The organism is Enemella dayhoffiae (genome assembly GCF_002250625.1).
GTDB classification, from domain to species: Bacteria; Actinomycetota; Actinomycetes; order Propionibacteriales; family Propionibacteriaceae; genus Enemella; species Enemella dayhoffiae.
The window spans coordinates 1-1,675 of the sequence record NZ_NMVQ01000033.1; the positions used below are offsets into that span (position 1 = coordinate 1).

Here is a 1,675-nt window from a genome sequence, read left to right on the forward strand (position 1 = left end):
TACGCAACCGCGGAATCGACACCCTGCCCAGCATCAAGACCCAAGACACGGCAGACTGAACAACTACGAACCGGTGGCCTCGTTTTCGAGCGTCGGATCGGCCCCATTTTCGAGCGTTGCCGACACCGCTACCGGCTATCGAACGATGCGATCCTCACCGAGATCGAGGCCGGTCGATTGAAACCCGAGTGGTCATGCATCGCCACCAGCGATGATGGCGACTTGATCGGACGGGCCATGTGGTGGGGGCGTGATAGCCAGGAACCCATTGCGCTCGACATCTGGGATGTCGCGCCTGGTGCCCCAGAGCCGACCCGGGTTCTCTCCGGACTACTCACGCACGGCCGCGTCCTCGTGGAAGCGACGAATGGGCAAGCTCTGCTGCCCCACACCCTCCGGGTGCCGGTCGGGTAGAGAGACCGGCCACAGGTCGCGGAAAGCGTCCAGCTCAAGATGCAGGTTGCGATCGCCAACGGACTGGGCCGCGCGAATGAGTGACGGCAGTTCCAATGGGATGAGGGCGGAATGGTGCCCCCCGACCCAGCCCGACTGCGGTTCACTCCGGCGAGCAACGAGTGTTTCACGCGGCTGTTCGCTGATGCCGCGGCGGGATCACTGGACGTGATGACGGCACGCGAGTTGGAGCAGACCACCGCCGCGGACCTGGCCCGTGACGAGGTCGCTCACTACCTCTCCCGATGGCGGCGGCGTTCGACCGGGCCGGTTACAAGCTGGTCGAGGTGCGCATCGACCTGGAGCCGTCCGAGATGCACTGACCGGCGACGACGGCACCCGCCAGCGGGCGAGGACTATTCTTCGCAGACCCCGCTGATCATCCGGTTCGGCGAAGAGTTCGCCGCGTGTCCTGTGAAATGTTCGATGCCTCTCGACAGGCGATCAGCAGGCCAAGAACCTCGAGCTCGCGGTGGGCTAGCCCGTGCAGGTCCTCGCAGGGTGAGAGCACGACGACCAGGCTCAGGTGCCGGGGAGCGTCTTGAGGCATGCCCAGAGCCATGACGCGCGGGTAGCCGCCGGGTTCGGTTGGCGCGGGCAGCAGGAACGAGGTCTGCGGCCCGCCGAGCATCTCGCGGGCCACGGCCAGTACTGGCGAGCGGAGCGTAAGGCGGGGTGTTCGGGCAGTCCGGGCAGGGCCAAGACGTCTCGTGACCGGCTGGACCCTGACCTCATTCCCCAGCATCAGCACCGACCTGCGCAACGCCAGCGTGAACGTGGCAGACCAAGAGACCAAGAGGCGGCCCGAGACGGGAACCTGGCCACCAGCCGCTCACAAGATGACCTCTGCCTTTTGTTCCACCGTGGTGGTAATGTCCAGCCCGCCGGCGCCGGAAACCGCTCGTGAGCAGCCCGGTACTCCGCATGGCACAGGCAGGGCTGACTACCAGCTCGACACCTGGCACCTCGGTACCCGCCACCCTCCTATAAACCGGCACCGGTCGAGGACGCGGCGGCCCTTCGAGGATCTCAGCCCACGTCCCACCTCAGGACAACCAGAAGGAAGTGATCGCGGATGCGACGGATAACGCTGCCGAGCGGGGAGTTCATCCCTGTGCTGGGCCAGGGCACCTGGGGCTGGGGTGAGGACCCCGGCCGCCGCGGCGACGAGGTCGCCGCGCTGCACGCCGGCCTTGAGCTGGGCATGACGCTGGTCGACACC

General features: G+C 66.4%; 1 pseudogene. It reads left to right on the top strand.

Annotated elements, in window-relative coordinates:
• Positions 1-414, top strand: a pseudogene (locus CGZ93_RS19515) (hypothetical protein); the annotation flags it as partial.
• Positions 415-1,675: the final 1,261 nt, after the last annotated feature.